Genomic DNA, 23,531 nt, shown 5'->3' with positions numbered 1-23,531 from the left:
GTCGCCATCGCGGGCCTCGCGCTCACTCGCGCTCGATCGACACCCGCTCGATCACGATGTCCTCCAGCGGCCGGTCGGCGGGACCGGTGGGGCTGGTGGCGATCGAGTCGACGACCCGGCGCGACTCCTCGTCGGCGACCTCGCCGAAGATGGAGTGCTTGAAGTTCAGGTGCGTCGCGGGGCCGACCGTGATGAAGAACTGCGAGCCGTTGCTGTTCGGACCGGCGTTGGCCATGGCGAGCAGGTACGGACGGTTGAACTGCAGCTCCGGGTGGAACTCGTCGCCGAACTTGTAGCCGGGGCCGCCACGACCGGTGCCGGTGGGGTCACCGCCCTGGATCATGAAGCCGTCGATGACCCGGTGGAAGACGCTGCCGTCATAGAACGGCCCGGTCATCTCGCCCCTGGCATTGGGCTGTGTGTACTCCTTGGTGCCCTCGGCCAGTTCCACGAAGTTCGCGACCGTCTTCGGGGCGTGATCACTGAACAACCACAGCCGAATGTCGCCTTGGCTGGTGTGCAGTGTCGCCTGAAGGGACGATCCGACGGGGGATTCATTGCTTTCAGTCACCCGAACATCGTGCCACCTTGTATTGTGGCCTCATAGTCGGGCTACCGACGGCACGCCCGGCACGTTTCGCCGCCGACCCGACGTGCAACCCCTGGCGGGCGATGTACGTACGAACGGGGCAGTATGGTGACGAATGACACCACTGTAATTCGATTGACGAGGTGAAGACCATGACTCGGGGCCCAGATTCGATGGGTGAGTCGGTCAAGAGCGGATTCGACACGGTCCGCAAGCGGGCCTCCGAAGCCAGCAAGGCCGGCGCAGAAGTGACGTCCAACGCGGCCGTCGTCGCTGAGCGGAAGCTTGCCGAGCACGGTATGAGCCCTGCACAGGTGGCTGAGTCAGTCGCTGAAGGAGCGGAATCGGCGCGTGGCGAGGTCAAGAAGTCCAGTCGGCGTGCCCGTAAGAAGCTCGAACGCAAGTCCGAGCGGATGCGCAAGGACCTCGCACGCAGTGCGGAGAAGGCACGAAAGGAAGCCGCAATGCAGGAAGCCGAGGCCATGAAGGCCGACGCGGCAAAGCCAACGCGCAAGGATAAGAAGTCCGCGATCAAGTCCGCCAAGAAGGCAGGTACCTCGAAGAAGCAAGCCAAGAAGGACTTCAAGGACAGCAAGAAGCAGGCCAAGCTCGCCAAGAAGGAAGCCAAGGCCGTCGCGGCGCAGGCCAAGGGCGGTTCGAAGCGCCGCTGGCCATGGGTGGTCGGCCTCGGCGTTGTCGCCGCAGGAACCGCATACGCGATGCGCCCCAAGCCGGAACCGCCACTCGCTCCGGTCCCGCCGCGCGCCGACGGGCAGGGAACCACGTCGTCGGCCGAGGACGCCGGTACCGCTTCCGCGGCTGGTTCTTCGCAGCCCACATCGGCGGCCTCCAGCGACGGATCGGCACGGGCCACCGAGGCGCGCACCGACGCCAAGTCGACCGGCTCTGGCGGATCCACAGGATCCTCGACCTCGAGCGCATCCTCCTCGGGAGGTGGCTCGGCCGGCCAGACGCCGCAGCCGCGCAGCGCCAACCAGGATCAGCAGTCCAGCACGAACAAGAAGAGCTGATCCGCACCACCGGACGGTGACAACGGGGCCGGGGATCCGCACGCGGGTCCCCGGCCCCGTTCACGTTCAGCCGGGCGCCTCTATTGAGCGCCGTGCTTCGTCAGCACTTCGGCGACGCGCGGGAGGGCCTCCTCCACGTTCTTCTTCCCTTGCGGCCGCAGCTTGTCGTAGACCTTCTTGATGGACTCCCGCTGCGAGCCCTCGGCGCGAGCGTCGGTGACGCCCAGCAGCGCATCGGCGACCTCGTCCGAACGCCCGTCGAAGTACTCGGCCAGCGAGCCGCCCCCCTTCTCGCGGTACTCGGCGTAGAAGGGCTCCAGCCGCGCCGTGAAGTCATCGAGCAAGCTGTCCACGGCCTCGCCGATGATGTCCGGCTTGATCTTGTTCACGAGCCCGTAGCCACTCTTGATCGCTGTTCCGGACATCCCGCTCTTCGAGGCGACCTCGTCGTCGACAACCTGTCGCATGTCCGCGACGACTGCGGGACGCTTGCTGTCGTCGAGCAGGATCTCCTTCAGTGTTGCTGCCACGTGTACCGAGTCCTTTCCGCTACGTGTCTTCGTGATTCGAAAGTCGCGTTCCCGTCCGTGCGGACCCCTGCCGTCACGACCGTGGCCGCAGCGGGGATTACCGCGGCGAACGAAGTACGCCGGAACCTTATACCCTCGCAGCGCGCGACCTACACGGGATCGCCGAACGCCGGCTCGCCCGTGCCGATGGCGCCTCCGGCGAGCGCGCGCGTGGTCGCCGCGTCGGCGGGGAAGAACGCTTCCACAGCCAGTTCCGCGACCGTGACGTCCAGCGGCGTGCCGAACACCGTCGTCGTACTGACGAACGTCAACCGGCCCCGCTCGGATCGGTAACGCAACGGAACCGCGACCGCTCCGCCGTCCATTGCGGACGTATCCGGAGCGCGCGCCACACACGGGTACGTCCGCAACTCGTCGAGCAACTCGCGTAGCGCCGCGTCATCCGTGGCATCGATCTGGCGGCGCAGCCGATCGAGAACATGCGCACGCCACTCGGGGAGATTGTCGATCCGCGGAGCCATACCGTCCGGATGCAAACTCAGCCGTAACACGTTCACCGGCCATTCCAGCAACTCATCCGATACATCCACTGTGAACAGCGAGATGCTCTCGTTGGCATCCACGAGATTCCACGTTCGATCGACAAGTACGGCCGGGTATGGTTCGTGGCCTCGCAGTACCCGGTGTATCGCGTCGCGAACGGACTCCAACTCGGGGCCGTCGAGCTCGCTCTCCGGATACGCCGGTGCGTGGCCGTTGAGGAGCAACAGCTTGTTGCGTTCCCTCAGCGGGATGTCGAGCTGTTCGGCCAGCCGCGTGATCATCTCGGCGGTGGGAATCGAGCGGCCGGTCTCGATGAAGCTAATATGCTTTGTGGACACTCCGGTCCGCAGTGCCAGATCGAGCTGACTGGCTCTCCTTCGCGCCCGCCACCCACGGAGCGCCTCCCCTACACCCGAAGGCACCGGTCGTTCCCCGCGAGCTTCACCAACGGCCATGACGAGACGCTACGCAACGGGACCTCCTGAGGTCCATTACCTCGGAGGTAATGGACAAGCGACCGTCCGGGGACGATGCTCGCAGCAGAGCCAACCGAACACCTGTGGAGGACAGCATCATGACCGACCTCGGCTACCCGGACACCACAGCCGCCCGGGAGGAGGGCGTGTTCGACATCGACACGCGCAGCGAACCGGTGGGGGGTACGCGACGCAGCGCGTGGCTGTCGGGCCGGTGGTGCATCCGCCCTGGAACGCCGAACGGCGGTTACCTGCTCGCGATCTGCGTGCGGGCGCTCGCGGATGCGGCGCCGCACCCGGATCCGCTCGCCGTGTCCGGATTCTTCCTGCGCCCCGGCCAGGTGGCCGACGCCGAAGTGGACACCGAGATGCTGAGGGAAGGCACGCGTATGAGCACCGGCGAGAGCAGGCTACGTCAGCAGGGACGGGATATCGTGCATGCCGTCGCCACCTTCACCGACCTGGCACTGGCAACCGGCCGCACGGAGGTGCTCTCCCAACCGCCCGCGCTACCCGCGCCGGAACGCTGCGTGTCTCCGACGAGCGGGATGGACCTCAACGGGGCGACGATCGCCGAACGGGTCGACGTGCGGTTCGCGGAGCAACCCGGATGGCGGCACGGCCGCACGGACGGCACCCCCACAGCGGAGTTCTGGATGCGCTTCGCAGACGGGGCCCCTGCCGACGTACTCGCCCTACCCCTGCTGGTCGATGCCGCGCCGCCGGCTGTCTGGGAGCTGGGCGAGCTGCAGTCCTCCACGGTCGAGCTGACCCTGCACGTGCGCCAGCGCCCGGAACCCGGTTGGCTCGCGTGCCGAGCCAGTACCCGCAACCTGCTGAACGGCTTCCACGAGGAGGACTTCGAGATCTGGGACTCGCGAGGCGTGCTCGTAGCGCAGTCACGACAGCTCGCGCTCGTCTAGCGAGGGGCGAGCCGAAGGGATCCCTCGGTACGTGTGAGACACCGGAGGAGTCCTTCGGCTCACTCGCTGCCTGCTGTGTCGGCCAGGTTGTCGACGCGGCGTAGGAACCCGCGCCTGTCCAGGAAGTGCGCGAGCCACTCGCGGTGCTCCTCGCAGGCTATCCACGTCTTCTCCCGTTCGGGATCGTGGATCTTGGGGTTGTTCCAGATCACGGCGTAGGCGCCGCTACTGGTGCAGCCCTTCGCGGAGCAGATGATGGGTGCGTTCATCACCGTCCAGCGTAGCCCTCACGCAGGGCGGTCAGTCATCCTCGCCGAGAGGGTGCAGCGCGGCCATCGCACGCCGGCCGCGGTCGCGGGTGCGGCCTGCCCCGCGATCTCCTCGTCCGGAATCGCCACGAACGTGAGCGCACCCACGAGGAGCCCGGCGACGACCGCAGCAGGCGCCCGGTACCGCCCGACCGCTCAGCGGCGTCCTCGTCCCTGCTCACCGGTTCGGCGGCACGCTAGGCTGTACCGCCGTCGGTCTCCTGCTCCGCTTCTTCCGCGGAGCCGTTCTCGGACTCGGCCTCGATCTGCTCGGCCAGGCCCTCTGTAGTCCGCGTGTCCAAGGCCGCACGCCCCTCGTCGTAACGGCGAGCGATCAGCTCGTAGGCCTCCTGCTCGGTCTCGTCCAGCCACTCGCGGTACTCGGTTGTCTCAGGCAATGGTTACCCGTGCCCTTCTTCCTCACGCGACAAGCACCTCCAGGGTCGCATGACGATCGGGCGATGGGGCATCCACTCCAACGACCGATCCGACTCCCCTGCGCAACCCCTCGTCACTGTCGCTACTTCAGAGTAACGGGTACATCAGTGTACCACACATCGTTGCAGCAGTGTGTCCTGGATCACATACCATTCACCCCATTTGGTTCATTCAGAGGTAACGGCGGAAGGGACTCGTGCGGGGCCAACCGGACTCCGCCGCCCTGCAGGGTGTGCTCGATGACCCCCCAGACACATCGTGCGACAGCCGCGACGAATTCGTCCCGCGTCAACTCGGCCGGCTCGCTCACCCACCGGTTTGTCGCCGACTCGACCAAGCCGACCAGGCCGAACGCTACCGAGTCGGCCGTTCGCGTGTCCAATTCGAACACCACGAAGAAGTCCGCGAGGATTCTCCCGATCCACCGGGCGAGCTTCCCGCGGATGTCGGTGACCACGTCCTCGGCTTCGCTCTTACTCGAGCCTGTGCGCCGTTTCACATAGCGATACAGATCGGCGTTCCCATCCAGCCATGTGACAAACATCTCGACCGAGCACTCGATGAGACTCCACGGTGTACCAACCGGGTTACTCAACACGGGTGTCACGGCGTCGAAAAGCTCCCTGCCCGCGCGCCGCGCGACCGCGCGACGGAGGTCCTCGACATCGTCGAAGTGCCGGTACAGGCGAGGGCGTGCGATGCCGGCCTGACCCGCGATCTGGTCGATGGATACGCCGGGTCCGTGCGCGCCGATCGCGGCGATGGCCGCGTCCACGATCTCGGCGCGCCGCCTGCAGCGCTGGCCGGCCCAGCGGGCCACCCGGCCATCCGTCGTCGCGCTGCTTCTCGGCTGTTCAGGCACCGTTCCAGACTACGCATCCCGCGAATGTCCCGTCAGCCGCGCGACCGACGGCGAGCCCGGCCCCATGAGGGCGCCCGGCCGGCGCACGATGCTCGCGGGGCGGCTGATACCGCGCTCGCACTCGACGGCCGCCGTGAGGGCCGAGGCGGTACCGTAACCGGCTCGCCTCGCGACCGCGGCCACCGTGCAGCCGGGCCGGCACAGCGGGTCCGCGGCAGGCATGAGCGCGGGACCCAGCTCTCTGTCGAGGTGAGTCCGGTCAACCCCGGTGGAGCGAGAAGGTGCCACGACCGGATCACCCGAAGGCATAACCGCTCGTCCACGGGACACGTGTTCAACGTGAAACGTGATCCGGATCCCCCGATCCGGGCGGCGGTCGCATCACCGATCACGGCCCGCGGCACCGGTGGCCGCGGAGCTCGTGCGCGTGGTGGAGAACGTCATCGCGTCGTCGTACAGCTTCCCGTGCCGCAGGTCCACGACATCGCGGAGATAATTCTGGCGCAGCTTCCACGGCAGGCGGTCCCCCTGCGCAGGCAACCTGTCGAGGGCACGCCGCACGTACCCGGAGGACAGGTCGAGGAACGGCTCCTCAGCCACGGTCGGGTCCCGTTCCACGACACAGCTGTCGTAGCCGTGAGTGTCCATATGCGCCAGGAGCCGGCACAGGTACTCGCACGCCAGATCGGCCTTGAGCGTCCACGACGCGTTCGTGTAGCCGATCACGTAGGCGAAATTCGGTACGCCCGTGAGCATGACGCCCTTGTACGCCATGGTCTCCGGCAAGTTGATCTCACGCCCGTCCACGACCAGTTCCATGCCACCGAAGGCGAGCAGGTTCAGGCCGGTGGCGGTGACGATGACGTCGGCAGCCACGTGCCGGCCCGAGGTGAGACGGATACCCGACTCGTCGAAGGTGTCGATGTGGTCGGTAACCACGTAGGCCGCACCCTCGCTGATCGTCTTGAACAGATCCCCGTCCGGTACCAGGCACAGGCGCTGGTCCCACGGGTTGTAGTCGGGGTTGAAATGGGTCTCGACGTCGTAGTCCCTCGGGAGCTGCTTCCGCACCAACTTCTTCAGCAATGCCCTGACCATGGCCGGGCGCCTGCGGCTGAGCTGGAATATCGCGATCTGGAGGAGCACGTTCTTCCATCGCGTGAGCATGTAGGCTGCCCGGTCCGGAAGCGCCTTGCGCAGGCCGGTCGCGATGGCGTCCTGCCCGGGAATCGTGATGATGTAGCTCGGTGACCGCTGCAGCATCGTGACGTGCGCCGCGTCCGGAGCCATCGCCGGTACCAGCGTCACCGCGGTCGCTCCGCTCCCGATCACCACCACGCGCTTGCCCGCGTAGTCGAGGTCCTCGGGCCAGTGCTGCGGGTGCACAATGCGCCCCGAGAAGCGTTCGGTGCCGGGAAAGTCGGGCGTGTACCCCTCGTCGTAGCGGTAGTAGCCGCTGCACGAGAACAGGAAGTCGCAGGTGAGCCGGACTGTTTCGGCCGTGTCGGTGCGCTCGGCAGTGACGGTCCAGCGCGCGTCCGCGCTCGACCACTCGGCGCGCACGACGCGGTGGTTGAAGCGGATCGCGTCGTACACACCGTACTCGTGCGCGGTCTCCCGTACGTAGTTCAGGATCGCGGGCCCGTCAGCGATCGCTTCCCGCTCGCGCCACGGCCTGAAGCGGTAGCCGAGGGTGAACATGTCGGAGTCGGACCGGATACCGGGGTAACGGAAGAGGTCCCATGTACCGCCGATGTCGTCGCGGGCCTCGAGGATCGCGACAGTCTTGTCGCCGAAAGTGGTACGCAGGTGACAGGCGGCGCCGATCCCCGAGAGTCCGGCACCGACAACCAGGACGTCGACGTGCTCCAGCTCACTCATGGCACCACACTAGACGCCTGTATAACACAGGTCGAGCATCCGGTGTGGAGCCGCGGACAGCCGGACTTGCCGGAGGCGGGCCGTGCCGCCACCGGGTTGTACTCCCCGGACCTGCCCGTGGCGTGCTGCCCCTTCGGTCCCGAAGGGGCAGCACGCTTACCGCACGTGCGTCAGCCGCCCATTCCGGGAGCGGGTTGCTGGGGAAGCTCCGGCGCGCTGGCGAAGAGATCGAAGTACATGCCGCCTGCGACGAGCAGCCCGATCACACCGAGGACCGCACCGCCAAGCGCCACCGCCTTCACCCACGTGTGCGCGTCGGCACGGCGGGCCAGCGCTGCCAGCAGCACGCCGCCGAGTACGACGGCGATCAGACCGGTGATGCCGTTGATGAGCGCCGCGACGTCCCACGGCGCACCGTAGAACGCCTCGATCTGGTCACCGCCACCGCCGGTGCCGGACTCGATCTGGCCGATGATCTCCTTGCGCGTTTTCAGCATCTCGCCGAGCGAGGTTCCCGTAAGCGAGGCCAGGCCGAGCCCTGCGCTGATGACGGCGCCGGCCCCGGCAGCGAAGCCGCCCGCGGATCCCGTTCCTGTGGCTGCCGATTCACCCGTACTCGCCTCGGAGGACGACTCCTGGACCTGGTCCGTGGCCGGAGCGTCTTCCGGCTCGCCCTCGGAGTCGTTCCCGGGAGAGGTCGCGTTCGTCGCGCTATCTGTAGTCATTGTGCGGTAGCGTACGGCACGCGACCTAATGACACGGTGAAGCGTCGCAACGACACGCGTCAGAGTTGGATGGTCGGCGGTGACAGCCGTGCACCGACGCGCGCCACGATGACGTCCACGTCGAAGTCCTCGTCGGAGGCCTTGTCGAAGACCGTTTCACCGTCAACGTCGACGCGGAACACCCCGCCGTGTCCTGGGGTGAACCGCAGGCCGTGGATGCGGTCGGCGTGCGTCGTCAGCAGCGCATGCCCGGTCTTCTCCGCCGCGGGCAGCAGGCCGCACGGCTCGCAGTACTCGATCTCTATCTCGTTCATGCTCACCATCCCTTCCCGGTGCCTTTCGGGCATCGTCGCGGGCGGCAGTCGACGGGAGCCCGGTTTCGGAGCCGACGCGCATCGCGGTCCGCATTCGGTACCGGACTCCTCAGGTGCGGTGATCGTCGATGGGACCCGCCTGCCCGTCACCGCGCATGCCGGCATCGGGCAGCCGGCAACCCGCGCCGGCCCGTCGACGACGGGCGAGCACGACCCCGGCGACGGAGAGGATCGCCACGGCCACGACGAGCGCCACGGTCCCCGCGACGCCACCCATGCCGAACCCGGCGATCCCGCCGAGCACACCGCCGGACAGCAGCACCGGAACTGCGCAGCAGGCTACCGCCAGGAAGGCGATCGCCCCGGCCCACCAGCCACCGCTCGACCCCGCGGAGCCGGGTTGCACGTGACCCGTGTCAGCGGAGCTGGTCGGCGGTTCGGGATCGGGCACGGTAGTCACTTCCCTGACACGGTGGATTGGTGCGTGGCGGTCGTGGGTGACGGGGTGGTCAGCAGCAACCTGCCCCGTCGGTAGTTGGCTCTCCGTCGGGCGTACAGGCCAGGCATGCCAGAAGCCCGTCGACCGAACCCGCCGCATGCGCGGTCAGCCGGTCGAGCAGGCCACCGATCTCCGGCGTCGCCAGCCGGTAGAACGAGCGGCGGCCCTCGCGGCGGACCTCGGTGTAGCCGCAGTCGGTCAGGCAACGCAGGTGCACCGAGACGCGGGGCTGGCTCACCGGCACCGCCTCGGTCAGCGAGCCCACGGTCAGCTCGCCCTTCTCGCGGAGCAGCCACAGGATCCGCAGCCGGACCGGATCGGCGAGCGCCGCCGCGGCCTTGGTCACCACCTGCACCCGCAGGTCCTCGTCCAGGTCATCGAGCTGTGTCGCGGAGTCACCCGCCTCGCCGACGGTATCCACGCTCATCGCGGCACGCCTCCTCGGATTGCATCCATTCGCTTGGGCGAATAATATCACACACTCATTCGTTACTCCGAATATTACTGGAGGTTGTGATGACGGACGGGCAGGACAGCTCGGCACCGGCTCTTCCGGGACCCCAGCGGCTGGCCGCGGGCGCCGGAGCGGGCGCGGTGGCCACGCTGGCGATGAGCGCTGTGCTGCTCACCACCGTGCTCACCGGGACGTCACCGATGCCCAAGCCGGTTCCAGCGGCGCTGGTCGCGCACACGCTGGGGCCACTGCCCGAACCGGCATTGATGGTGCTGGCGGCCCTGACGCACCTCGCCTACGGCGCGATCGCGGGCGCCGTCCTTGCCGGGACGCTGCGGCGAGTCACCCTGGGCAAGGCTCTCGGCTACGGTGCCGGGCTGTGGGCGCTGATGGGCCTCGCGTGGCTGCCCTACGTGGGCTGGGGGGCGTTCGGCACCGCCGTCACGGTCAAGATCGCGGCGGCGACACTGCTGCTGCACCTGATCTACGGCGCCGTCCTGGGCCTGCTCCTCGATCGCAACCGCGCTACCGAGCGGGCGCCGGCAACCCGGTAGGTACGGAACCACGGCTACCCGGACGGGGACCGGCGACATCTCGAAGAGTATGCCGCCGGGTAGCCGGTTGTCCGGCCCCGCGAGTCCGCACTCGGCCACGGCAGCCGGGAGTCACCCCGAACACGAATCAGCCGAACCCCATGCCGAGGGTCCGACTGCGTCCAGTATGCCCGGGACATCACAGGTCATGGCCGTGCTCCCGTGGTCGGTACCCCACCTGGGACGGGTTGGGTTCCACAGTGGACGTGCCTAGACCGGCGGAGGGGAACGGAGCTCCTCGGCCCGTCGAACTGTCTACAGTGGGCCTGGCAGCCAGGAACTGTCAGACGAAGGTCAGGGCACATGGAAACGATCACTGGTACTGCGGCGGGTGTGCCGTTCACGGCACTGGCACCGACGGGTGCCGACAGGCCCGCGCCGTTGATCGTTACCTGGCACATGCTGGACGCGCCCCGCACGGACGCGGCCTTCGCAGCCGCGCTAGCCGCACTGCGCGAGCAGCTGCCGGTCGACGACGAACCGATCAGTCTCCTCGGCGGTTCGCTCGGCGGAGCCGTGGCGCTGCAGGTGCTGACCACGCAGCAGATTCCGATCAAGACGGTCACACTGGTCAACCCGGCCGTGCGGATACGGTCCACCCTCGCGGTCATCGAGGCCGGCTCCGGGCAGGCATACCCGTGGACCGCCGAAGCCCACCGGGCCGCCGACGAACCCGGCCTCGAACCGGCCCCGCAACTGCCAACCGCCAAGGCGGTCGACGGCATCCTGACAGGGTGGTTTCACCGGCAGCTCACTGCGACATGAGCAACGGCAGGCGAACCCGGGACCGGGGCACGGGCAGTCGCCCCGGGAGAGTCGACGAAGCGACGGCGAATTCACTCGCCGGCCGATGAGACTCGTCTGTCGGGACTCGGTGTCAACCTCGCGCGCTACCTCTCAGCGCACTCGCGGTCACAATGACTGGCAGACACCAACAGCAAGATCGCTAAGAACCCACATAACCGCTGGCCACAGAAGTGGAGCTGAGGGTATCCAGCCTCAGGACATCCCGGACGCGTGCCTCATGACATGCCGGAATGGTGCTGGATGCTCAGGCATGTCGGAGGCACGCCTGGTCATCACTGCCGTTGTTGTGGATAACCGGTCGCCGACGTTGTGGCCGACTACGGACTCTCCCGCTCGTGGGTCTATGAACTCCTCGCCCCGTTACCGCTCCGAGGTCAAAACGATCATCTCTGAGCCGTACACGATCCCCGCACACCTACGACAAGCACGCACAACAACCATCTTGACCGAGCTACAGGCCTTGATCGACCAGTTCGTCACCACCGACAACCAGCACCGACACCCCACGTCGAGTCGGTGACCGCGCGGGCATCGATGCCGCGTCGGGAGCGGGTACAACGGCGCGATCCGCCCGAACTCGCTCTGCGACCTGCTGCGTTCGTACACAGGTTCGATCATGAGCCCACCGGGCACACCGCGACCACGACGAGCACTGATCCGCTCTGACCATAGAGAACGCCACTACGGCGACAAACGGCGCCATGATGGCTTGTAATGGCGCCATATATGTGCCATTCTGGCGCCATGGACTTGACACCGTATGTGGACTTCCTCAGCCGGGAGCTGGCGACCGCCGCCGAGGCCGGGGGCGAGGAGGCTCGTGCGCTGGCTGAGCGGCTGACCGGGCCGGTCGAGTCGGCGGTACGCCTCACCCTGCTGGAGGCGCTGTCGGCTGCCGCCGACGAAATCACCCGTGACCTCGCGCCTGGTTCGGTCGAGGTCCGGCTGCGGGGCCGCGACCCGAACTTCGTGGTGACGCCGCCACCATCCGAGGTCGCATACGCCACGGCTGCACCGGAACCCGAGCCGGTACCTGACGTCGATCCCGCAGGCACCGACGACGCCGCCACCGCGCGGATCAACTTCCGGCTCCCGGAACACCTCAAGGCCTCGATCGAGGAGGCGGCCGCGAAGGAGGGCCGCTCGGTCAACGCGTGGCTTGGCCGGGTCGCCTCGGCCACGTTGCGGCAATCCGGCAAGGAGCAGGCCCCGGATCAGCGCGGCGGCCGGGGTAAGCAGCGCTACACCGGCTGGATCGGCTAGCCGCGCTGGCAGCGCCAGGATACGTCGCCGTTCTCATCAGCGAGAACGCCGATTTCACCGATCAGAAGGGGACAACCATGCCTACATTCGATACGCCGGAGCCGATCATCGTGACCCTCGATGTCAGCGTGGCCAACGTGCGGTTCGTCGCGAGCCAGCGCACCGACACCGTGGTCGAGGTGCGCCCGTCCGACGAGAATGAGCCTTCGGACGTGAAGGCTGCCGAGCAGGTCCGCGTCGAGTACTCCAGCGGCACACTACTGATCAAGGGCAAGAAGCCGCGGCCATTCGACTTCTCCGCCAAGAGTTGCTCCATCGACCTGACCGTCGAACTGCCCGAGGGTTCGCAGGTGCAGGCGGACACGGTCGGCGATTTCCAGTCGACCGGCCGGCTCGGCGAGTGCCGGTTCAAGTCCTCCGCGGGGCACGCGCGGCTGGACCGGACCGGGCCGCTGCGGCTGAACACCTCCGCCGGCCACGTCTCGGTCGAGGGCGTCGCGGGCGACGCAGAGGTGACCACAGGGACCGGCCGGGTTCGGATCGGTGAGGTGACCGGCGGCGCCACGATCAAGAACTCCAACGGCAACACCGAGCTCGGCACGATCGGCGGCGAAGCGCGCGTGCGTTCGGCGAACGGGGACATCGCGCTGGACCGGGCGGGCGGTGGTGTGGACGCGAAGACTGCCAACGGGGCGATCCGGATCGGTGAGGTCGCTCGCGGTTCCGTTGTGCTGGAAACCTCGACCGGCGACCTGGGCATCGGCATCGGTGCCGGCACGTCGGCCTGGCTAGACGCGAAGACCAACTTCGGGCAGGTGCGCAACGCGCTCGACGAGACGACGGAGCCGCCAGAGAAGACCGGCGAGACGGTCGAAGTGCGCGCACACACCGGATTCGGCGACATCACGATCCACCGGGCCTGAACCCGGCTCTTACGGTGAAGGGAACTGACGATGATGAAGAATGCCGCACAACCGGCGATATCCGTGAGCGGGTTGCGGAAGTCGTTCGGCGACAAGACAGTGCTGGACGGAATCGACCTGAACGTGCCGCAGGGCACGATCTTCTCCCTGCTCGGTGCGAACGGCGCAGGCAAGACGACGACGGTCAAGATCCTGTCCACACTGATAGTCGCCAGTGGCGGCCGGGCCGAGGTCGTGGGGCATGATGTGGCGTCCGATCCGGATTCGGTGCGGGCTGCGATCGGGGTCACGGGCCAGTTCTCCGCCGTGGACAACCTGCTCACCGGTGAGGAGAACCTGCGGATGATGGCGGACCTGAACCATCTATCCAAGAAGGATCGTCAGCGTAGGACGGCCGATCTACTCGAGCGGTTCGACCTGACCGAGGCGGCGCGGAAACCGGCGTCCACGTATTCCGGTGGTATGCGGCGGCGGCTGGACCTGGCGATGACGTTGGTCGGGAATCCCCGCGTCATCTTCCTGGACGAGCCGACCACCGGGCTGGATCCGCGTAGCAGGCGCGGTATGTGGCAGACCGTACGGGAACTGGTGGCCGAGGGCGTAACCATCTTCCTGACCACCCAGTACCTGGAGGAGGCCGACGAACTGGCCGACCGGATCGCCGTGCTGGAGGACGGCAGGCTGGTCGCCGAGGGCACCGCCGAGCAATTGAAACGCCGAATTCCCGGCGGCCACGTCCTACTCCAGTTTTCCGAACCCAGCGGTTTCCAGACCGCGCAACGGGTTCTCGGCCAGGACGCACACTCAGACGGCGACGCGCTGGCCCTTCGGGTACCGAACGACGGCAGCCTGCACTCACTGAAGGCACTGCTGGACCGGCTCGACCATGAGTCGGTCGACGTGGACACCCTTTCCGTGCACACCCCCGACCTCGACGACGTCTTCCTCGCCCTCACCGGCGATTCCGACAACGAGAAGGTGATCAACCGATGACCGCCGCGGCCACGACCCACCCGTTACGCGATTCGACGACGATGGTGCGTCGCAACCTGAAACGGATGGTGCGATACCCGTCGATGACCGTGCAACTGATCGCAATGCCGATCCTCTTGCTACTGCTGTTCGTGTACGTGTTCGGCGGCACGCTCGGAGCTGGGCTCGGCGGGCCCTCCGGTGGTCGAGCCGAGTACATCAACTACATGGTGCCCGCGATCCTGCTGATAACCATCGCGACCACGGTCCAGGGAACCGCGGTATCCGTGGCCATGGACATGACCGATGGGATCATCGCCCGGTTCCGCACCATGAACATCGCCAGGGTGTCGGTGCTGACCGGGCACGTGATCGGCAGTCTCATCCAGGCTTTCCTGAGCATGGCGGTGGTGATCGGGGTGGCGCTGCTGATCGGTTTCGAGCCGAGTGCAAGCCTCGGTGGCTGGCTCGCCCTCGTCGGTGTGCTCGCCGCCGTGGCGTTCGCCCTGGTCTGGCTCACCGTGGCGATCGGCCAGACTTCGCAGAGCGTCGAGGCGGCCAGCAGCCTGCCGATGCCGCTGATGTTCCTGCCGTTCCTCGGCAGCGGGTTCGTGCCGACCGACTCGATACCCGGGGGGTTGCGCTGGTTCGCCGAGTACCAGCCGTTCACCCCGATCATGGAGTCCATCCGGGCACTACTGATGGACAACCCGGTCGGCGACGACCTGTGGATCGCGCTGACCTGGTGTGCGGGCATCGCGCTGCTCGGCTATGTATGGGCGAAAAGGCTGTACAACCGCAAGGCGTGACTCAGCGATATGGCCGCTTATGCCGCACACGTCCGGCACCCGTGCGGCCGGCCCGTCCGTGCGGTTCTCGATATGGGGCGACCATCACAGCGAGCGCGACACCGGCGTAGTTCGGCGTAGAACTGCTCGAGCGCCCTCGCGGAGATCTGACTGACCGGCTCTGCCAGGCGCCGGGTAGATGTACTTCCGGGTGTAGATCCGGTAAGTCTCGCGTGTGGAATCGTCGAGCTCGTGGACCTTGAGCCACTCCTCGATCGCCCCACGAAAGTCGGCGCGAGTCTGTGCGTTGCGCTGCTGGTCAGCGAGTCCACGCCGCGTGGAGCTGAGGGGAATCGACCCCCTGACCTCTGCCTTGCAAATACGGACCGTCATAGCTAGCCGCAGGGATATACCTGGTCATGCTGACCCTAGCGCTGTCCCTGCTGGCTCCATTGCGTCTCTCTGGAGGGGTTTCGCACCCATCATGGTTCCCACACGAGCACCGGCGGCACCGGAACTGAGAAAGCTACACCGCGAGTCTGCTCGGCAGGTTATCGTAAGTCCATGGCTTCTCCGGACGCGTCGCCACCAAACCAGCATCCATCTCCGCCAGCGGCCGACCCGGCATCGATCCGCGAGTGCCTCACACCGACGCTTGCGGCCGAGTTCGACCATGAATGGCAAATCGTGCTTGACCGGGTCAAGGAGTCTCAAGACCTCACCGACCTGCACGCGTTGCTGAACAAGTGGCAGCACACAGCGTTCCTGGAGCTACGTGAGCCGGGTGCCTACCATCGCGTGCTCGCGAAGGCTGAGGAGGTCATTCGCACCGGACACAACCCGCGCGCCGTGCAGTTCGAGGACTTACGAGACGCGATCCAACAGCGGCGGTCCACGTAGTTGTACCGACTCGTTCCGGACGCTGACATCGGTGAGCAGGTCGCCGCGCTGCCGGATGAAGCGTTGGATGCTTTCATGGAGGTGCTCGAGATCCTCCAGCTCACACCGTGGAACGGAGCGCCCCAGCACGCGGAGAATCCCGAAGGCGCCGTCCGTCGTTGGACCTTCGGACCAGGTCAGGCCGGGCAGGTCATCTACCTGATCCTGGAAGACCAGCAGGAGGTCCACATGCTCCTCGTCCAGTGGTTAACGTAACGCCAACGAGGAGATCTCGAGCGCGACGACAATGCGCTTCTCGTCTTCCTTGGTCCCGAAGGACCGCTGCTTCAACCTGCCCTGCACGATCACCCGCATCTCGTGCGTCAGGGACTCCCCGGCCTGCCGCCAGATGTCGCAGCGCAGGAGCAGCGCCTCGCCGTCCTTCCGCTCGCCGGTCTCCCGGTCGAACGTGCGCGGGGTGGAGGCGATGGTGACATTGGCGACGGCAGCGCCGGACCGGCTGAACCGCATCTCGGGGATCGGCGGTGAGGTTGCCGACGACGGTACTAATCATTTCCGCAGGCAACTATGGCTGCTCAGGGGCGGCGAGTCGGCGAGTTCGCGCCGTCGGGTGTCGGCGGTGGCCAGCTGGTGGAGCTAGATCTGCCAGTCGGGGTCGTCGACATGCGGTAGCCGGTCGGCATAGGTATCGCTGCGCGAGTCGAGGCTGTAGGTGCTGGCGATGCGGCGATACAACACGCTGGTCAGCTGGCGCCCGTCGGCCAGTAGCCCCATCGCCGTGCGCACCGATTCCATGTCCTCAGCGGACTCGCAGTAACAATGCCTGACAGACACCAACAGCAAGATCGCTCAAGAAATAGCATAACCGCTGGTCACAAAAGTGGAGCTGAGGGGAATCGAACCCCTGACCTCTGCCTTGCAAAAGCAGCGCTCTACCGATTGAGCTACAGCCCCGCGTGTGCCGGGCCCTTGCGGGCCCGCACCGTCAGTTGTTCCGTGCGATATCCGGCTTGCTCCCCGCGGTGGGTGCCGTACCGTTCGCACTGGGTCCCGCGGCCGGGCCGCTCGACGGAGCGGTCGCCTGACGCCACAGCTCGGCCTCGTCCCTGGCGCTCTTGCTGCGCTTGACAGCGAACAGTACCCCGGCGACCACGGCGGCCAAGAGCACGACCTTCTTCATCTGGCAAGCCTCCTCGCAACCCGCGCCAACGACCCAGACTATCGTACTGCACGCCACCTGCCGCTTCGCAGAGGGAGCGAGATCACACGAGGCCGTCACCTCTCACGCTGGTCACCACCGACGTGCCGGGCAAGGTCATCCAGGTCGATCCTGGCGCGTTTCACCAGCCGTCTCGCCTCGACGAGACCGAACAGGCGTACCAGCATGCGCCTGAAGCGGCCATGCGACCGGGAGGGCCGCAGCATCAGCCTGGTGGTCACCTGGGTTCGCCATGGCGAAAGAGCGACGAGCTCGGTCGTTCTGGTGACCTCCAGACCGTGCCGCTGCGCGCGCACGCTGTAGGCGACGGGCTCGTGCACCGCGATCACCGTGAGTGTCTCGGTCCTTCCCCTGCCGGTGGCCCGTCGCCATTCACGCCACTGCGCCCCCACCTGGAACGAGTCGTCGGTGTGGAACTCGACGCTGCGGACGTCATCGAGCACTCGCGCCCTGTCGGATAGCCGCGTCAGTGCGGACCAGACCGTTCGTTGCGGCGCATCGATGGCCGCTGAAACCTCAGGCGGCTTCATCGCTACCACCTCACTGAGCGTCCCTGCGCCCCTGATTCTGCTCCCCGGCTCCACCTCGTGCCAGGTGACAGGCTGGACACCGGGAACTGACCTTCGGATGGGGTAACGACGGCCGGAACCCGGCAACCGGCGACAATCACCGCATGATCGATATCGTGGTGCGTTCAGCGATCCCGGCCGACCTCGGATCGACGCGCGATATCTATGCCGAGTACGTACGCGGCAGCGTGGCGACGTTCGAGGAGGAGGTCCCGGAACCCGCCGAGTGGCGTCGGCGGTACGAGACCATCCGCGAGCACGGGCTTCCGTACCTCGTCGCCGAGCTCCCGCAGGCGGGGTCGGACATATCAGGCATCGTCGGATATGCCTACTGCGCTCCGTGGAAGGCGCGACCGGCCTACCGGCGAACGGCGGAGAACTCCGTGTACCTGGCACCGTCCGCCACCGGTAAGGGACTAGGCCGGACACTGCTCGAAGCGTTGGTCACGGAGGCGGGTCGGGCCGATGTTCGCGAACTGATCGCGGTGATCACCAGCACCATGGATGCCTCCCTCCGCCTGCACCGGCGATGCGGCTTCGCCGAGGCCGGCACGCTCACCGGGGTCGGATACAAGCACGGGCAGTGGCTGGACACCGTGCTCATGCAGCGCAGCCTCGCCGCGGACGGCTCGACGCCCGGTACCTGAGGGAACGGGACGCCCGTCCCCCGCCTTCGCGGCACAACACCTTGAGCCCGCGAGCGGATCAGAATATTGTTCATTTTTCGGCTCGTTGTTCGCTAAGGAGCAGGATGTCGTCGGCACGACGGTTCACCACGCTGTTCGCACTCGTCACGCTCCTCGCCGCCGGGCAGCTACCCGGACAGGCGATCGCGCAGGAGTCGCCGGAGGACCTCGTCCGGGACCGTGCGGAGATCGTGCTCGACCCCGGGTACTGGTTCAACTACGTGCACGAGCTTCTCGCCGGCGGCACGCTGGTCCTACCGGTACCGATCGACGTGGTCAAACCCGAGGTGTACCTGCCGACTGACCCCGTCGCCAGTGGCGATGACGTCTGGGAGCTGCCGCGCCGCGACCAGGACCTGCTCGGTGTCGACTACGAGTGGCGCGGCAGGACGAAGACCGTCGAGGACTTCTTGCGGGACACCGAGACGGACGCCGTCGCGTTCGTGCACGACGGGCACCTCGTCGCCGACTACTACACCAACGGGTGGTCAGCGGACCAACGCCACCAGGCTTGGTCGGTCACCAAGTCGTTCACATCCACGCTGGTGGGCGAGGCTGTCGACGACAGGCTCGTGCGTTCAGTCGACGACCCCATCGAGGCCTACATCGACGAGTTGCACGGCACCGCATGGGAAGGCGTCACCATCGAGAACCTGCTCGAGATGGAAAGCGGGGTGCACTGGGACGAGAGCACCCCCGTCCTTGCCGAGAACACCCAGGTACAACAGTGGATCCAGCTGGCCCTCGACCTCTACACCGATGGCGCGCTCGGCAAGACCCGCAACGAGTTCCTGATGTCGTTGCCGCGCACGGCCGAGCCGGGTACCGAGTTCTCCTACAACAGCGGCAACTCGCAGGTCCTCGCGTGGCTGGTGGAGACCGTGTACGGCCAACCGTTCAGCGAGTTGCTCACCGACAAGCTGTGGAAACCGGTCGGGATGGCCGCGGACGCGGAGATACTCACCGATCGCGTTGGCGACGCGATCGCATCGCAGAGCCTGTACGCGACGACCCCCGACCTCGCCCGCCTCGGTGAGCTGTTCCGCAACGACGGCAGGGTCGCCGCTGGACCCCGCGTGGTGTCCAGGAAGTGGGTGCGGGAAGCCACGACGATGACCGATACGTCCGACGGTCAGTACGGCTACCAGTGGTGGCGCGGCGTCACCCCCGACGGGTATGCCGCTTCCGGATTCCAGGGTCAGCGCATCGAGGTATCACCGGCCGACTGCCTCACCGGGGTTCGCTTCGCACACAACCTCGGCGTGCGTGCCCGCTCGGACGACGGCGATCCCGGTGGCGACGGATTCGACGTCACCAGTGGTAACGGCGAGTGGGGTGCGGTGTACCGCGCGGTCGCCGACGAGCTCGACGGGTGCCGGGGCCGAGCGAGTGGCGGCTGACGGCGCCGGCTCGCGGGCGATCCCAGTAGACAGCTCGTCAAGCGGCCTGTGTCGCGATTGTCGTAGCGCACCACGAGGCGGCCATGACGAGCGATCCGCCGGCACAGCTCGCCGTCCCACTCGCCGCGAGCATGAAGAAACACCAGGGAACAGATACCGTTCCGGTCCTGTTCCCTGGTGTTTCGTGGAGTGGGCCTACCTGGACTTGAACCAGGGACCTCTTCGTTATCAGCGAAGCGCTCTGACCGTCTGAGCTATAGGCCCTCAGCACCTGTAAAGGTTACCCCACGGTCGGTGCGACCGTGACACCGGGGCCGGACCGGCAAGGGCCTACTCCCGCTCGGAGAGCGTGAGCTCCAGGCCACCAGCCATGTCCGCGGAGACGTTGTAGATGAACGCGCCCACCGTCGCCAGCGCGGACATCAGGACAACGTTGATCATCCCGATGACGGCGGAGAAGCCGAACACCCGCCCAGCGGTGATCAGGGGTTCCACCGGCGCGTCGGCAGGCTCCCCTGCGACCAGGGAGGCGTACGTGCCGTTCAGCCTGTCCCACACGCCCATACCGTCCAGCACGGTGTACAACAGCCCGACAGCGACCAGCCAGACGAAGAACATCGCCGCGCCGAGCACCATCGAAAGCTTGAGAACCGACCACGGGTCGAACCGCTTGACCTGCAGGCTCGCACGCCTCGGGCCGCGCCCCGGCCTGCGCAGCGCGGACGGCTCAGCCCTACCCAGCGACTCCGTGCCAGGAACGTTCACCCTCGCTGTCTCCTTCACTGGTCTCTCGGCGCCGCCTGCCGCTCGCGCCGACGAGTCATCGAACCGGTGGCCGAACATCCCCATCGGCTCGTCCGGCCACGCCCCCGGCGCGTCGGCCGTGCGCTCGGTCGAGGGGAACGCCTCACCGGACGAGGAATTCCCCGCCGCACGAGAGAAGTGCGATGCCTCGTCGGCATCGTCGCGCACATCGCTTCGGTCCTGACCCGGCGCCGGTTCGGAGGGATCGTGCCGAGCATCGGACCCCTCACCTTCCGGATCGGCGTCGTCGTGTGATGTCACCGCGTATCGTTCACCTCCGTCGCGAGCGCGATCAGCGTGTGCGCCCCGCCCTGCCGGACGACTCCCCTGCCTACGTACTCCTCACTATGCCGATTCCGTTGGCTCGTCCGCATTACGCGCGATCGCGCGCAAGGACGTACCGGACTCCAGGTTGATCAGGCGGACACCCTTGGTCTGCCGGCCTGCCTTGCGTACCTGCTTGGCCGGAGTCCTGATGACCCCACCGGTCGACGTGATCGCGTAGAGCTCGTCCTCGTCGTTGACGATGAGCGCGCCGATCAGCTTCCCGCGCTTGCGGTCGTACTGCAGCGTGAGCACACCCTTGCCGCCGCGGCCCTGGACGGGGTAGTCCTCGATCGAGGTGCGTTTGGCGTACCCGCCGTCGGTAGCCACGAGCAGGTAGGTGCCTTCCTGCACCACACCCATGCTGAGCAGTTCGTCGCCCTCGTTGAAGCGCATGCCGAGCACCCCGGACGTGGCCCTGCCCATCGGCCGCAGCGCCTCGTCCGTGGCATGGAACCGGATCGACTGGCCGTCGGAGGAGACCAGCAGGAGATCGTCCTCTGCGGAGGCGAGCACCGCGCCGACCAGCTCATCGCCCTCCCGCAGGTTGATGCCGATCAGCCCACCGGAACGGTTCGAGTCGAAGTCGGTCAGCTTGCTCTTCTTGACCAACCCCTTCTTGGTCGCCAGTACCAGGTACGGCGCCTCCTCGTAGTTGGAGATCTGGATGACCTGCGCGATCTCCTCGTCCGGCTGAAAGGCGAGCAGGTTCGCCACGTGCTGGCCGCGCGCGTTGCGGTTGGCTTCGGGCAGCTCGTAGGCCTTCGCCCGGTACACCCTGCCCTTGTTGGTGAAGAACAGCATCCAGTCATGCGTGGAGCACACGAAGAAGTGCTGAACGATGTCGTCCTGCTTGAGCGTGGTCCCCTGGACGCCCTTCCCACCACGCTTCTGCGTGCGGTAGAGGTCGGTCTTCGTCCGCTTCGCGTATCCGGTGCGGGTGATCGTGACCACCACGTCCTCGACCGCGATGAGGTCCTCGACTGAGACCTCCCCGTCATAGGGGATGATCTTGGTCTTGCGCTCGTCGCCGAACTTCTCGACGACCTCGGCGAGCTCGTCGGTGATGATCTGGCGCTGGCGCTCGGGCCGGTCCAGGATGTCCTGGAGGTCGGCGATCGCCCGCTCGATCTCGGCGAGCTCGTCGGTGATCTTCTGGCGCTCCAGCGCCGCGAGCTTGCGCAGCTGCATGTCCAGGATCGCGGTGGCCTGGACCTCGTCCACCTCGAGCAGCTCCATCAGCCCGGTCCGCGCCTCGTCGGCCGTCGGGGAGCGCCGGATCAGCGCGATGACCTCATCCAGCATGTCCAGTGCCTTGACCAGACCACGCAGGATGTGGGCGCGCTCCTCCTTCTTGCGCAGCCGGTACCGGGTGCGGCGCACGATGACCTCGACCTGGTGCTTGACGTAGTGCCGCACCAGCTGGTCCAGCCGCAACGTCCGGGGGACGCCGTCGACGATGGCCAGCATGTTCACACCGAAGTTCTGCTGCAGCTGGGTGTGCTTGTAGAGGTTGTTCAGCACGACCTTGGGCACCGCGTCACGCTTGAGCGTGACCACGATCCGCATCCCGCGGCGGCTGTTGGTCTCGTCGGCGATCTCCGAGATGCCACTGACCTTGCCGTCCCGGACCAGCGTCGCCATGGTCTCGATCAGGTTGTCCGGGTTGACCTGGTACGGCAGCTCCGAGATCACCAGGATCGGCCGCCCCTTGGCGTCCTCCTCGATCTCGACGACCGCCCGCATCTTCACCGAGCCCCGGCCTGTGCGGTAGGCGTCCTCGATGCCCTGGTTCCCCAGGATCAGCCCACTGGTCGGGAAGTCGGGACCCTTGATCCGCTGCATCATCGCGGCGAGGGTCTCGTCCTCGGAGGCCTCCCAGTTGTCCAGCGCCCACATGACGCCGTCGGCGACCTCACGCAGGTTGTGCGGGGGGATGTTGGTCGCCATCCCCACGGCGATCCCGCCACTGCCGTTGACGAGCAGGTTCGGTATCCGGGACGGGACGACATCCGGTTCCTGGGTCTTGCCGTCGTAGTTGTCCGAGAAGTCGACGGTGTCCTCGTCGATGTCGCGCAGCATCTCCATCGCGGGCTGCGCCAGCCGGGCCTCGGTGTACCGCATCGCGGCCGCGGGGTCGTTACCAGGGGAACCGAAGTTGCCCTGGCCGTCGACCAGCGGGTACCGCATCGACCAGGGCTGGGCCAGGCGCACGAGCGCGTCGTAGATCGCCGAGTCACCGTGCGGGTGGTAGTTACCCATCACGTCGCCGACGACGCGGGAGCACTTCACGTACGAGCGGTCCGGACGCAGGCCGTTGTCGTACATGGAGTACAGCACCCGGCGGTGGACGGGCTTGAGGCCGTCACGCACATCGGGTAGAGCGCGGGAGACGATCACGCTCATCGCGTAGTCGATGTACGAGCGCTGCATCTCCTGCTGGATGTCGACCGGCTCGATCCGGTCTTCCTCCGGAGGCAGGGTTTCAGTCACGGTGCGCGGTATCCTTCCGACCCAGAGTCCGAGTCTCCTGTGAGAGCCGGGTTATTCACGGTGGCTGGTGCGACAAGCATCCCACGTGCTCGTCGCGCCGGCCGGTGCGACCACCCGCAGGCGGCCACACCGGCCGGTTCGTGCATAACCCTCGGGAACCTGTGCTCGCGCTGCGGCGGGCGCGGGTATCCCATACAGTTTATCGGTGCTGGTCAGC

General features: G+C 66.8%; 28 protein-coding genes, 2 tRNA genes and 1 pseudogene. 12 read left to right on the top strand and 19 right to left on the bottom strand.

Annotated features, from left to right (window positions below):
- Nucleotides 1-22 precede the first annotated feature (22 nt).
- Nucleotides 23-571, bottom strand: a complete 549-nt coding sequence (locus CHB84_RS00785; protein ID WP_089299502.1) for a peptidylprolyl isomerase — start codon at nucleotides 569-571, stop codon at nucleotides 23-25.
- 170 nt (nucleotides 572-741) lie between these two features.
- Here CHB84_RS00785 and CHB84_RS00780 point away from each other — a divergent pair, with 170 nt between their 5' ends.
- Nucleotides 742-1,620, top strand: a complete 879-nt coding sequence (locus tag CHB84_RS00780; protein ID WP_141134538.1) for a hypothetical protein — start codon at nucleotides 742-744, stop codon at nucleotides 1,618-1,620.
- Between the two features lie 80 nt (nucleotides 1,621-1,700).
- Here the strand turns inward: CHB84_RS00780 and CHB84_RS00775 are convergent, their stop codons facing one another.
- A complete protein-coding gene (locus CHB84_RS00775) occupies nucleotides 1,701-2,150 on the bottom strand; it encodes a DUF6918 family protein (protein ID WP_089299500.1) in 450 nt (149 codons plus the stop codon).
- 149 nt (nucleotides 2,151-2,299) lie between these two features.
- Nucleotides 2,300-3,148, bottom strand: a complete 849-nt coding sequence (locus CHB84_RS00770; protein ID WP_089299499.1) for a helix-turn-helix domain-containing protein — start codon at nucleotides 3,146-3,148, stop codon at nucleotides 2,300-2,302.
- Nucleotides 3,149-3,267: 119 nt separating this feature from the next.
- Here CHB84_RS00770 and CHB84_RS00765 point away from each other — a divergent pair, with 119 nt between their 5' ends.
- The gene (locus tag CHB84_RS00765; protein WP_089299651.1) at nucleotides 3,268-4,092 is read left to right on the top strand and encodes a thioesterase family protein; all 825 of its coding nucleotides are present in this window, start codon (nucleotides 3,268-3,270) and stop codon (nucleotides 4,090-4,092) included.
- Between the two features lie 59 nt (nucleotides 4,093-4,151).
- Here CHB84_RS00765 and CHB84_RS00760 read toward each other — a convergent pair whose 3' ends face one another.
- The 8 genes from CHB84_RS00760 to CHB84_RS00720 all read right to left on the bottom strand — a co-directional run bounded on the left by CHB84_RS00760 (nucleotide 4,152) and on the right by CHB84_RS00720 (nucleotide 9,546).
- Nucleotides 4,152-4,361, bottom strand: coding sequence for a hypothetical protein (locus tag CHB84_RS00760; RefSeq protein WP_089299650.1), 210 nt, complete (start codon nucleotides 4,359-4,361; stop codon nucleotides 4,152-4,154).
- A gap of 236 nt (nucleotides 4,362-4,597) precedes the next feature.
- Nucleotides 4,598-4,798 (bottom strand): hypothetical protein, encoded by a 201-nt coding sequence (locus tag CHB84_RS00755; RefSeq protein ID WP_089299498.1) that lies wholly within the window; start codon nucleotides 4,796-4,798, stop codon nucleotides 4,598-4,600.
- 182 nt (nucleotides 4,799-4,980) lie between these two features.
- Complete coding sequence (locus CHB84_RS00750) at nucleotides 4,981-5,700, bottom strand: TetR/AcrR family transcriptional regulator (RefSeq protein ID WP_089299497.1); 720 nt, start codon at nucleotides 5,698-5,700, stop codon at nucleotides 4,981-4,983.
- A 381-nt stretch (nucleotides 5,701-6,081) separates the two neighbouring features.
- Entirely contained in the window at nucleotides 6,082-7,581 is a 1,500-nt protein-coding gene (locus CHB84_RS00740; RefSeq protein WP_089299495.1) for a flavin-containing monooxygenase, read from the bottom strand.
- Between the two features lie 170 nt (nucleotides 7,582-7,751).
- On the bottom strand, nucleotides 7,752-8,306 hold the full coding sequence (locus tag CHB84_RS00735) for a hypothetical protein (protein WP_089299494.1): 555 nt from the start codon (nucleotides 8,304-8,306) through the stop codon (nucleotides 7,752-7,754).
- A gap of 59 nt (nucleotides 8,307-8,365) precedes the next feature.
- On the bottom strand, nucleotides 8,366-8,620 hold the full coding sequence (locus tag CHB84_RS00730) for a SelT/SelW/SelH family protein (RefSeq protein ID WP_089299649.1): 255 nt from the start codon (nucleotides 8,618-8,620) through the stop codon (nucleotides 8,366-8,368).
- Between the two features lie 109 nt (nucleotides 8,621-8,729).
- Complete coding sequence (locus CHB84_RS00725) at nucleotides 8,730-9,071, bottom strand: hypothetical protein (protein ID WP_089299493.1); 342 nt, start codon at nucleotides 9,069-9,071, stop codon at nucleotides 8,730-8,732.
- Between the two features lie 58 nt (nucleotides 9,072-9,129).
- Entirely contained in the window at nucleotides 9,130-9,546 is a 417-nt protein-coding gene (locus CHB84_RS00720) for an ArsR/SmtB family transcription factor (RefSeq protein ID WP_089299492.1), read from the bottom strand.
- 89 nt (nucleotides 9,547-9,635) lie between these two features.
- Here CHB84_RS00720 and CHB84_RS00715 point away from each other — a divergent pair, with 89 nt between their 5' ends.
- The 8 genes from CHB84_RS00715 to CHB84_RS00680 all read left to right on the top strand — a co-directional run bounded on the left by CHB84_RS00715 (nucleotide 9,636) and on the right by CHB84_RS00680 (nucleotide 16,074).
- Nucleotides 9,636-10,127 carry a DUF6789 family protein gene (locus tag CHB84_RS00715; protein ID WP_089299491.1) on the top strand — a complete coding sequence of 164 codons (492 nt, stop codon included), beginning with the start codon at nucleotides 9,636-9,638 and terminating at the stop codon, nucleotides 10,125-10,127.
- A 342-nt stretch (nucleotides 10,128-10,469) separates the two neighbouring features.
- Nucleotides 10,470-10,931, top strand: coding sequence for an alpha/beta fold hydrolase (locus tag CHB84_RS00710; RefSeq protein WP_089299490.1), 462 nt, complete (start codon nucleotides 10,470-10,472; stop codon nucleotides 10,929-10,931).
- A 786-nt stretch (nucleotides 10,932-11,717) separates the two neighbouring features.
- Entirely contained in the window at nucleotides 11,718-12,236 is a 519-nt protein-coding gene (locus tag CHB84_RS00705; RefSeq protein WP_089299489.1) for a type II toxin-antitoxin system HicB family antitoxin, read from the top strand.
- Nucleotides 12,237-12,313: 77 nt separating this feature from the next.
- Nucleotides 12,314-13,159: a DUF4097 family beta strand repeat-containing protein gene (locus tag CHB84_RS00700; protein WP_089299488.1), complete on the top strand. Its 846-nt coding sequence runs from the start codon at nucleotides 12,314-12,316 to the stop codon at nucleotides 13,157-13,159.
- Between the two features lie 30 nt (nucleotides 13,160-13,189).
- Entirely contained in the window at nucleotides 13,190-14,152 is a 963-nt protein-coding gene (locus CHB84_RS00695; RefSeq protein WP_089299487.1) for an ATP-binding cassette domain-containing protein, read from the top strand.
- Nucleotides 14,149-14,940 carry an ABC transporter permease gene (locus CHB84_RS00690; protein WP_089299486.1) on the top strand — a complete coding sequence of 264 codons (792 nt, stop codon included), beginning with the start codon at nucleotides 14,149-14,151 and terminating at the stop codon, nucleotides 14,938-14,940. Before CHB84_RS00695 ends, CHB84_RS00690 begins: the two co-directional genes overlap by 4 nt.
- Before the next feature lie 543 nt (nucleotides 14,941-15,483).
- Complete coding sequence (locus CHB84_RS00685) at nucleotides 15,484-15,819, top strand: DUF6247 family protein (protein ID WP_089299485.1); 336 nt, start codon at nucleotides 15,484-15,486, stop codon at nucleotides 15,817-15,819.
- Nucleotides 15,820-16,074, top strand: a complete 255-nt coding sequence (locus CHB84_RS00680; RefSeq protein ID WP_089299484.1) for a hypothetical protein — start codon at nucleotides 15,820-15,822, stop codon at nucleotides 16,072-16,074.
- 3 nt (nucleotides 16,075-16,077) lie between these two features.
- Here CHB84_RS00680 and ssb read toward each other — a convergent pair.
- From ssb to CHB84_RS00660, 5 genes and pseudogenes are all read right to left on the bottom strand, one after another.
- A pseudogene (gene ssb, locus CHB84_RS00675) lies at nucleotides 16,078-16,372 on the bottom strand (single-stranded DNA-binding protein); the annotation flags it as partial.
- Between the two features lie 83 nt (nucleotides 16,373-16,455).
- On the bottom strand, nucleotides 16,456-16,614 hold the full coding sequence (locus CHB84_RS22650) for a hypothetical protein (protein ID WP_176439726.1): 159 nt from the start codon (nucleotides 16,612-16,614) through the stop codon (nucleotides 16,456-16,458).
- Nucleotides 16,615-16,700: 86 nt separating this feature from the next.
- Nucleotides 16,701-16,773, bottom strand: a tRNA-Ala gene (locus CHB84_RS00670).
- Between the two features lie 31 nt (nucleotides 16,774-16,804).
- The gene (locus CHB84_RS00665) at nucleotides 16,805-16,999 is read right to left on the bottom strand and encodes a DLW-39 family protein (RefSeq protein WP_089299483.1); all 195 of its coding nucleotides are present in this window, start codon (nucleotides 16,997-16,999) and stop codon (nucleotides 16,805-16,807) included.
- 95 nt (nucleotides 17,000-17,094) lie between these two features.
- Nucleotides 17,095-17,568, bottom strand: a complete 474-nt coding sequence (locus tag CHB84_RS00660) for an SRPBCC family protein (protein WP_089299482.1) — start codon at nucleotides 17,566-17,568, stop codon at nucleotides 17,095-17,097.
- A 143-nt stretch (nucleotides 17,569-17,711) separates the two neighbouring features.
- On the opposite strand from CHB84_RS00660, the gene CHB84_RS00655 reads away from it, so the two are divergent.
- Both CHB84_RS00655 and CHB84_RS00650 read left to right on the top strand, forming a co-directional pair.
- Nucleotides 17,712-18,254 carry a GNAT family N-acetyltransferase gene (locus tag CHB84_RS00655; protein WP_089299481.1) on the top strand — a complete coding sequence of 181 codons (543 nt, stop codon included), beginning with the start codon at nucleotides 17,712-17,714 and terminating at the stop codon, nucleotides 18,252-18,254.
- 104 nt (nucleotides 18,255-18,358) lie between these two features.
- Nucleotides 18,359-19,693, top strand: a complete 1,335-nt coding sequence (locus CHB84_RS00650) for a serine hydrolase domain-containing protein (RefSeq protein ID WP_176439725.1) — start codon at nucleotides 18,359-18,361, stop codon at nucleotides 19,691-19,693.
- Nucleotides 19,694-19,883: 190 nt separating this feature from the next.
- On the opposite strand, the gene CHB84_RS00645 is transcribed toward CHB84_RS00650, so the two are convergent.
- The 3 genes from CHB84_RS00645 to gyrA all read right to left on the bottom strand — a co-directional run bounded on the left by CHB84_RS00645 (nucleotide 19,884) and on the right by gyrA (nucleotide 23,314).
- Nucleotides 19,884-19,957, bottom strand: a tRNA-Ile gene (locus CHB84_RS00645).
- Between the two features lie 66 nt (nucleotides 19,958-20,023).
- Nucleotides 20,024-20,758, bottom strand: coding sequence for a DUF3566 domain-containing protein (locus tag CHB84_RS00640; RefSeq protein WP_245818471.1), 735 nt, complete (start codon nucleotides 20,756-20,758; stop codon nucleotides 20,024-20,026).
- An 84-nt stretch (nucleotides 20,759-20,842) separates the two neighbouring features.
- Nucleotides 20,843-23,314, bottom strand: a complete 2,472-nt coding sequence (gene gyrA, locus CHB84_RS00635) for a DNA gyrase subunit A (RefSeq protein WP_089299479.1) — start codon at nucleotides 23,312-23,314, stop codon at nucleotides 20,843-20,845.
- Between the last annotated feature and the right edge of the window lie 217 nt (nucleotides 23,315-23,531).

The sequence above is a fragment of the Haloechinothrix alba genome (assembly GCF_900188115.1).
GTDB lineage: Bacteria > Actinomycetota > Actinomycetes > Mycobacteriales > Pseudonocardiaceae > Haloechinothrix > Haloechinothrix alba.
This window is presented reverse-complemented; position numbering and strand designations above follow the sequence as displayed.

Excerpts from the sequence above, each read along its gene's own strand:
- CHB84_RS00780 (WP_141134538.1), top strand. The coding sequence starts at position 742 with ATGACTCGGGGCCCAGATTCGATGGGTGAGTCGGTCAAGAGCGGATTC.
- CHB84_RS00770 (WP_089299499.1), bottom strand. The coding sequence starts at position 3,148 with ATGGCCGTTGGTGAAGCTCGCGGGGAACGACCGGTGCCTTCGGGTGTA.
- CHB84_RS00765 (WP_089299651.1), top strand. The coding sequence starts at position 3,268 with ATGACCGACCTCGGCTACCCGGACACCACAGCCGCCCGGGAGGAGGGC.
- CHB84_RS00760 (WP_089299650.1), bottom strand. The coding sequence starts at position 4,361 with ATGAACGCACCCATCATCTGCTCCGCGAAGGGCTGCACCAGTAGCGGC.
- CHB84_RS00740 (WP_089299495.1), bottom strand. The coding sequence starts at position 7,581 with ATGAGTGAGCTGGAGCACGTCGACGTCCTGGTTGTCGGTGCCGGACTC.
- CHB84_RS00735 (WP_089299494.1), bottom strand. The coding sequence starts at position 8,306 with ATGACTACAGATAGCGCGACGAACGCGACCTCTCCCGGGAACGACTCC.
- CHB84_RS00730 (WP_089299649.1), bottom strand. The coding sequence starts at position 8,620 with ATGAACGAGATAGAGATCGAGTACTGCGAGCCGTGCGGCCTGCTGCCC.
- CHB84_RS00720 (WP_089299492.1), bottom strand. The coding sequence starts at position 9,546 with ATGAGCGTGGATACCGTCGGCGAGGCGGGTGACTCCGCGACACAGCTC.
- CHB84_RS00715 (WP_089299491.1), top strand. The coding sequence starts at position 9,636 with ATGACGGACGGGCAGGACAGCTCGGCACCGGCTCTTCCGGGACCCCAG.
- CHB84_RS00710 (WP_089299490.1), top strand. The coding sequence starts at position 10,470 with ATGGAAACGATCACTGGTACTGCGGCGGGTGTGCCGTTCACGGCACTG.
- CHB84_RS00705 (WP_089299489.1), top strand. The coding sequence starts at position 11,718 with ATGGACTTGACACCGTATGTGGACTTCCTCAGCCGGGAGCTGGCGACC.
- CHB84_RS00700 (WP_089299488.1), top strand. The coding sequence starts at position 12,314 with ATGCCTACATTCGATACGCCGGAGCCGATCATCGTGACCCTCGATGTC.
- CHB84_RS00695 (WP_089299487.1), top strand. The coding sequence starts at position 13,190 with ATGATGAAGAATGCCGCACAACCGGCGATATCCGTGAGCGGGTTGCGG.
- CHB84_RS00690 (WP_089299486.1), top strand. The coding sequence starts at position 14,149 with ATGACCGCCGCGGCCACGACCCACCCGTTACGCGATTCGACGACGATG.
- CHB84_RS00685 (WP_089299485.1), top strand. The coding sequence starts at position 15,484 with ATGGCTTCTCCGGACGCGTCGCCACCAAACCAGCATCCATCTCCGCCA.
- CHB84_RS22650 (WP_176439726.1), bottom strand. The coding sequence starts at position 16,614 with ATGGAATCGGTGCGCACGGCGATGGGGCTACTGGCCGACGGGCGCCAG.
- CHB84_RS00665 (WP_089299483.1), bottom strand. The coding sequence starts at position 16,999 with ATGAAGAAGGTCGTGCTCTTGGCCGCCGTGGTCGCCGGGGTACTGTTC.
- CHB84_RS00660 (WP_089299482.1), bottom strand. The coding sequence starts at position 17,568 with ATGAAGCCGCCTGAGGTTTCAGCGGCCATCGATGCGCCGCAACGAACG.
- CHB84_RS00655 (WP_089299481.1), top strand. The coding sequence starts at position 17,712 with ATGATCGATATCGTGGTGCGTTCAGCGATCCCGGCCGACCTCGGATCG.
- CHB84_RS00650 (WP_176439725.1), top strand. The coding sequence starts at position 18,359 with ATGTCGTCGGCACGACGGTTCACCACGCTGTTCGCACTCGTCACGCTC.